Source organism: Oleiphilus sp. HI0079 (assembly GCF_001635105.1).
Genome location: NZ_LWFT01000003.1, coordinates 1 through 7225, shown reverse-complemented (window position 1 = coordinate 7225; position 7225 = coordinate 1). Strand labels below are relative to the sequence as shown.

The window sequence follows — 7225 nt, the reverse complement described above, 5'->3', positions numbered from 1 at the left end:
CGGTTGATCCAAAAAACTTCGATGAGAGCATTATTGCCGATATTGATCAGGCACTTGAAAAGGCCTAACCCAAGACGGATAAATAAAGGCATAAAAAAAGCGACCTTTAAGTCGCTTTTTTACTCTGGCAGTGGGCTTAGGTTTTCGGCAACGTAACGCCAACCTGCCCCTGATATTTCCCACCCCGGTCACGATAGCTTGTTTCGCAAACCTCATCCGACTCAAAAAACAGCATCTGAGCAACGCCTTCGTTCGCATAGATCTTGGCAGGAAGATTGGTTGTATTTGAAAACTCTAGCGTCACATGACCTTCCCATTCTGGCTCTAGCGGTGTGACGTTGACGATAATACCGCAGCGGGCGTAAGTAGATTTACCCAAACAAACAGTCAGAACACTTCGGGGAATTCGAAAGTACTCGACTGTTCTGGCTAACGCAAATGAGTTAGGCGGTATGATGCAAACATCGCTATCAATATCGACAAAGCTGCTCTCATCGAAGTTTTTTGGATCAACCGTGGCAGAGTGAACGTTGGTAAAAATCTTGAACTCGCTCGAGCATCGAACGTCGTATCCATAGCTTGACGTACCATATGAAATGATACGGCCACTATCGCCCTCGCGAACCTGACCTGGCTCAAACGGCTCGATCATTCCCTCATTTTCGGCCATGCGCCGAATCCACTTATCTGATTTTATCGACATTTTCTGCACCCTAAATTTCGTTTCGGGCGCAATCATACCGCTCCTGCAGCGCAGAAAAAAGCAACATCACGAGCAACAAAGTGGAAGTTATCGCAAAACAAGGCAATAATTAAGATCAAAGTCGAGCAGGATGTAATCGATCGGCGTCAATGCATGCAGCAGTAGACGATTTCAATGAAGAAAAAAACAACACAGAACAAGCTGGGTTTTTTGCGGCCACAAAGACTCGGTGATCGGTTAGCCTGGTATTTCATATCCATAGGCTTAGTTTTTACGCTTGCTGTTTCAATTGCACTCATTGAATACGAACACATCAAATATACCGAGCAGGTTGAAAGGGATAGCCAAGAAACCGTTCGTACAATTAAGAACCAGCTTGAGCGTAGTTTGTGGAATGTTGATGAAGAAAGTGCCCAGATTCTCCTAGACGGCCTCGCTCGTTCTCCCTCTATAGAAGGTCTAAGCCTGGTTGATGAAAGCGGCGTCAGCAAGCAGCTCGGTAATTTTCAGCCACCCGCAGACTTCTCAGAACAACTTATATATGACGATCAAATACTCGGTTCACTTCAGATACAGATTAACGACACCTATCTCGACGAAGATTTTATCGACCGCGTAAAATTGCTTGGCATCAGCGCCGCTATTTTTATTGGCTTGTTTGGCTGCTTCCTGCAAATTATTGTTCAGCGACTCGTCACGGACCACCTTTCCGTCATTAGTATGGCAACCGGTGACCCAGAGCGCATGTCGACTAAGTCCTATCAGCCGATCGTGCTGAAAAGGCCCCCAATTAATGATGAGCTAACGGACCTTGTTGAAGCACTCAATGAAGCTCAAAAAGATGCGATTGATTTTAAACAAGCGCGCGAGTCCTATGAGAATCAGCTTGAGTATCAAGCAAATAACGATGCTCTGACGCTGCTACCCAATCGTCGACATATTGATCGCCACCTAACTCAAGAGATGGAATTCATAAGCCGTCAAACGGCTTCAGAACGCCTGGTCATCTTCTTCATTGACCTTGATGGTTTTAAAGAAGTGAATGACAGCCTTGGCCACAGTGTTGGTGATCGCGTCCTTCAAGCAAGTGCCAAACGTCTGAAAGAAATCGTCGCGAGTAATAAAAAAGGGTATGTCGCCCGCTTTGGTGGAGACGAATTTATTGCAGCCTGCTCTTGTGACAGCAAGCAAGAAGCGGAAGCAATGGCCGAAACCATTATTCGCTCATTTAGAGAAAATTTTGCGCATAACGATGCGCAATTACAATTAGGCTGCAGCCTTGGAATTGTCTTCTTCCCCGACCACGGAACGACGACTGAAGAGCTAATTCGTAAAGCCGATACCGCCATGTATAAGGCAAAAGAAAACGGTCGAAATACGTTTTCCTTCTTCGAACAAAGCATGCTGCAAGATGTCATGCTTAAAAACACCATCAAGAACAAGCTGCAAACGGCGTTAGAGGAGGAAGCTCTTCGAATTCATTACCAACCGCTGATCAATTTACGCGACATGTCGATTAGTGGTTTCGAGGCGCTTCTTCGCTGGGAAGACAAAGACCTAGGGAAAGTTCGACCTGACTTGTTTATCCCTATTGCTGAGCAAACAGGGCTCGTTTTCTCTCTTGATCAGTGGGTATTAAAAACCGCTGCCAAACGCGTGAAGATTTGGCGCGAGCAATTTGATCAACCGTTTACGCTCTCCGTCAACTTTAGCCCGACCAACTTTCATCACCGCCAGTTTATGCCATGGGTTAAAGAACAATTGCCTACGCATGGTGATCTTGAGTGGGTTGAATTAGAAGTGACGGAGAGGCTCGTACTCAACTACGACCAAGCCGTATTACAAGGCATCGAAGAAATGCTCAAACTAGGTTTGAGTTTCAGTATTGATGACTTCGGTACCGGCTACTCGTCACTCGGCTATATCAAGAAATTCAGCCATATCCTGTCCAAGGTAAAAATTGACCGCCTGTTCGTTCATGAGATCATTAATCACAGCTCAGATCGTGCTCTCGTTCAGAGTATTGTGACTCTGGCAGACAGCTTGAATATCGAGATTCTTGCAGAGGGTGTCGAATCCCGAAGACAAGAAGAAGTTCTTCTCCAACTGGGTTGCGACTACGCTCAGGGCTACCTGTACGGCAAACCCATGAGCATTGAAGATATCCCTGAATTTATAGAAAACTGGTTTAAAACGCCGCGCGTTGTTCGAAAACTCTAGTCTGAGGACACCACGATTTCAGGAAATACATTACGCTGATTTCTCGCACGCTGAGACAAATCAGCACCCACCTTTCTAGCGATATCCAGATACAACAGCGCTGCGTCAGATTCAGGCTCCGCAATCACAGTTGGCCTCCCCGAATCCATATGCTCTCGAATGGTCTGTTGCAGGGGCATTTCACCAAGTACGGTCGTATCGTATGCCTTTGCGATACGTTCACCGCCGCCATTGCCGAACAAGGCTTCATGATGCCCGCACTGACTACAAACATGCACGCTCATATTCTCGATGACACCAAATACGGGAATGTTCACTTTACGGAACATTTCGATGCCTTTTTGACAATCCATCAATGCAATATCTTGCGGTGTCGTCACGATAATAGAACCCGTCACCGGAACTTTCTGGGATAGCGTCAACTGAATATCGCCCGTTCCCGGCGGCATATCAATAATTAGATAGTCCAAGTCGTCCCAGCGAGTTTGAGTCAAGAGCTGCATGAGTGCACCACTGACCATAGGACCTCGCCATACCATCGGCGTTTGCTCAGTGACCAAAAAGGCCATCGACATTGCTTGAATGCCATGCGCTTCAATTGGAATGAATGCCTTATCTTCATAGGTCTCAGGACGAGCATCAGCAGGAATACCAAGCATCATGCCAACGCTTGGCCCATAAATATCCGCATCAAGAATGCCAACACGGGCGCCCTCCTGCGACAGCGCTAACGCCAAATTGACGGCACTGGTACTTTTACCTACTCCGCCTTTGCCCGACGCAACAGCAATGATGTTTTTCACATTGCTCAGACTCTTCAGATTATTCTGAACTTCATGAGTAACAATTTTCTGAGCAATATCGACACTCACTCGGTCAACACCATCCAAATCCTCAAGCTGCGTCTCAAGAATCTGTCGTATGGCACCATGCAAGCCAGAACAGGCATAAGGCAATTCAAGCTTTAGTTGCACAGCGCTCTCTATCACATCTACAGATTTCACCGCCCCCATATCGTACAAGTTCTGTTGTAAATAAGGGTCAATGTACTGTGCAATTGCTTCTTGAAGCCCGGCTTCACTCACTTGACTCATGCGCTCTCCAGTCCAGTAAAAAGTTTGAAATCGTAAAATTAAATACGCGAATCTGAAGGTTAAATCGTGGCAATTCCCCGAAATTCAAGTTCATTCCATGCAATCTAAGCATAGAACGCGAAGAAAGATGAAAAACATTGCTTGGACGAGTATCATAACGCCGCATTTTAGGGTGTTGAGCCGCTTTTGCCGTTTCAATGCCCATTCGACTAAGTTCTTACTGCCAATCGCAACATTGAGAGATTTAAGTAGTGCGCAAAATTCTGGTAACCAGTGCTCTTCCCTACGCCAATGGCCCCATTCATCTGGGACACCTGCTCGAATATATTCAAACGGATATATGGGTTCGTTTTCAGAAGTCCCGTGGCGAACAATGCACCTATGTATGTGCCGATGACGCCCATGGCACGGCAATTATGTTGCGCGCAGAGAAGGAGGGTATTACACCCGAGCAACTGATTGATCGAGTAAATCAGGAGCACCAAAAAGACTTTGCCGGATTTTCCGTTGGCTTCGACAATTATTACTCAACGCATTCACCAGAAAATAAAGCGTTTGCAGAATCTATTTATACTGCGCTTGATAACAATGGAAAGATTGCCCGCCGTAGCATTACGCAAGCCTTCGACCCTGAGAAGAACCTGTTCCTAGCTGATCGGTTCATTAAAGGCACTTGCCCCAAGTGTAAAACAGAAGATCAATACGGTGATAATTGCGAGAGTTGCGGAGCAACCTACTCACCCATGGATCTCATTGATCCGGTATCGGCAATTTCGGGGGCAACGCCCATCGAAAAAGACTCTGAGCACTTCTTTTTCAAGCTTCCAGAGTTCCAGGATTTTTTAGCAAAATGGACGCGCAGCGGCACTTTGCAAGAGCAAATCGCCAATAAACTCGCCGAATGGCTCGATGCAGGCTTACAGGAGTGGGATATCTCGCGCGATGCGCCGTACTTCGGCTTTGAGATTCCTGGGCACGCCAACAAATACTTTTATGTGTGGCTGGATGCTCCGATCGGTTACATGGCAAGTTTTAAAAACCTATGCGATAAGCGAGATGATCTAGACTTCGAAGAGTACTGGAACAAAGACTCGAAAACCGAGCTGTATCATTTTATCGGCAAAGACATTATTAACTTCCATGCTCTGTTCTGGCCCGCCATGCTGAATTGCGCAGATTACCGCACCCCAACCGCGGTTTATGCCCACGGCTTCGTTACGGTCAATGGCAAAAAAATGTCGAAGTCACGCGGCACATTTATCAAAGCGGCAACCTATCTGGACCATTTAGATCCTGAGTATCTGCGTTACTACTTCGCAGCCAAGCTAACATCCAATGTGGATGATCTGGATCTTAACCTTGAGGATTTTGCGCAACGGGTTAACTCGGATCTAGTCGGCAAAGTCGTCAATATCGCCAGCCGCTGTGCCGGCTTTATCACTAAAAAGTTTGATGGCGAGCTTTGTGCCAACCCCGATACCGCGTTACTTCAACAATTTGTTGATGCCGGCGATCAAATAGCAAAGTGCTATGAGACGCGTGAATTTGGTAAAGCCGTTCGCCGCATTATGGAATTGGCAGATATTGCTAATCAATACATCGACGAACAAGCACCCTGGGTCGTAGCAAAAGACCCGGAACAAGCAGAACGCTTGCATGAGATATGTTCCAACGGCATCAATATGTTCCGCCAGCTAATGACTTACCTTGGGCCAATTCTTCCTACCATGCTTAGTAAAGCTGAGAGCTTTTTAAACACCGAGCTCAACTGGAGTGTTCGTGAGATTGTGCTGACGAAGCATACGATCAACAAGTTTAAGCCGCTAATGACCCGTGTTGAGATGAAAAAAATCGATGCCATGCTTGAAGCGTCTAAAGAAGCGGTAGCACAGGAGCAGCAGCTCGGTAAGAAGCCTGAAAATACGGTTGAATCAGAACCAAGCGAGCACGAAGCAATTGCGGCCGAAATCGAGTTTGATGATTTTGCAAAAGTGGACCTGCGTGTTGCCCTCATCAAAAATGCCGAGCATGTGGATGGCGCGAAAAAGTTGCTCAAATTAACCTTAGATCTAGGCTTTGCCGAGAAGCAGGTTTTCTCTGGTATTAAATCTGCTTATTCTCCGGAAGATCTAATCGGTAAGCTGACTGTTATGGTGGCCAATCTCAAGCCACGAAAAATGAAGTTCGGCATGTCTGAAGGCATGGTATTAGCAGCAGGCCCAGGCGGAAAAGACATCTGGCTACTTGAACCCCACGCAGGCGCCCAGCCTGGCATGCGGATTATGTAAGGGCTTTCGGAAACCGTCATGACAGAGTATCTACTCATTCTGGTCAGTACAATTTTGGTCAACAACTTTGTATTGGTCCAATTTCTTGGCTTGTGCCCATTTATGGGTGTATCAAACAAGCTTGAAACGGCCATGGGCATGTCCTTCGCGACAACTTTTGTGCTAACGCTGTCATCCGTTTGCGCCTATCTTGTCTACACGTACCTGTTACTGCCCTTTGATCTAGGATATTTGCAAACAATCTCGTTTATCCTCGTGATTGCCGTGGTCGTTCAATTCACTGAACTGGTTGTTCGCAAAACAAGCCCTCTGCTATATCGTGTGTTGGGTATCTTTCTGCCATTGATCACAACAAACTGCGCCGTTCTTGGTGTCGCCTTGCTAAATATAAAAAAGCAGAATGATTTCTTTGAATCGATTCTTTATGGTTTTGGTGCGGCAATTGGCTTTTCGTTGGTTCTGATTCTTTTCTCCGCCATGCGCGAGCGACTGGCGTTTGCCGATGTTCCAACCCCCTTTAAAGGCTCTGCCATTGGAATGATTACGGCAGGCTTAATGTCCCTCGCGTTCATGGGCTTTACTGGACTGGTTGCATTCTGATGTCAGTTGCTCTCACAGCGATTATTGTCTTACTAGTATTGGCTTCCGTGTTTGGAGCGATACTTGGCTTTGCGGCTATTCGTTTCAGAGTGGAGGGGAATCCAATTGTCGATCAGATCGACAATTTGCTCCCGCAAACGCAATGCGGACAATGCGGCCATCCTGGTTGCAGGCCATACGCGCAAGCCATTGCCGACGGCGAAGATATCAACAAATGTCCCCCAGGCGGCGAGACAACCATTCAAGCGTTGGCAGACCTACTCGACGTAGAGGTCAAACCCCTGGATGCCGAACACGGCGAAGAGAAAGCTAAGCAGGTC

6 protein-coding genes are annotated in these 7225 nt (G+C 46.8%); 4 read left to right on the top strand and 2 right to left on the bottom strand.

The genetic code is table 11. The annotated features are described in order from the left end of the window. Nucleotides 1-136 precede the first annotated feature (136 nt). On the bottom strand, nucleotides 137-703 hold the full coding sequence (gene dcd / locus A3750_RS00225; protein ID WP_068452375.1) for a dCTP deaminase: 567 nt from the start codon (nucleotides 701-703) through the stop codon (nucleotides 137-139). Nucleotides 704-877: 174 nt separating this feature from the next. Between dcd and A3750_RS00220 the strand changes: the two genes are divergently transcribed. Continuing rightward, nucleotides 878-2923: an EAL domain-containing protein gene (locus tag A3750_RS00220; protein WP_068452366.1), complete on the top strand. Its 2046-nt coding sequence runs from the start codon at nucleotides 878-880 to the stop codon at nucleotides 2921-2923. Here the strand turns inward: A3750_RS00220 and apbC are convergent. Beyond that, nucleotides 2920-4017 (bottom strand): iron-sulfur cluster carrier protein ApbC, encoded by a 1098-nt coding sequence (gene apbC / locus A3750_RS00215; protein ID WP_068452369.1) that lies wholly within the window; start codon nucleotides 4015-4017, stop codon nucleotides 2920-2922. The two genes, A3750_RS00220 and apbC, sit on opposite strands and share 4 nt — an antisense overlap. A gap of 251 nt (nucleotides 4018-4268) precedes the next feature. Between apbC and metG the strand changes: the two genes are divergently transcribed. The 3 genes from metG to A3750_RS00195 form a co-directional block, all read left to right on the top strand. Continuing rightward, nucleotides 4269-6305, top strand: coding sequence for a methionine--tRNA ligase (gene metG, locus A3750_RS00205; protein ID WP_068465696.1), 2037 nt, complete (start codon nucleotides 4269-4271; stop codon nucleotides 6303-6305). Between the two features lie 18 nt (nucleotides 6306-6323). Beyond that, entirely contained in the window at nucleotides 6324-6905 is a 582-nt protein-coding gene (gene rsxA, locus A3750_RS00200) for an electron transport complex subunit RsxA (RefSeq protein WP_068453819.1), read from the top strand. Further along, a partial coding sequence (locus A3750_RS00195; protein WP_156498256.1) for an RnfABCDGE type electron transport complex subunit B occupies nucleotides 6905-7225 on the top strand: 321 nt, incomplete at its 3' end. The genes rsxA and A3750_RS00195, both read left to right, overlap by 1 nt.

Coding starts and splice junctions, on each gene's coding strand:
- A3750_RS00220 (WP_068452366.1), top strand. CDS start 878: ATGAAGAAAAAAACAACACAGAACAAGCTGGGTTTTTTGCGGCCACAA.
- apbC (WP_068452369.1), bottom strand. CDS start 4,017: ATGAGTCAAGTGAGTGAAGCCGGGCTTCAAGAAGCAATTGCACAGTAC.
- dcd (WP_068452375.1), bottom strand. CDS start 703: ATGTCGATAAAATCAGATAAGTGGATTCGGCGCATGGCCGAAAATGAG.
- rsxA (WP_068453819.1), top strand. CDS start 6,324: ATGACAGAGTATCTACTCATTCTGGTCAGTACAATTTTGGTCAACAAC.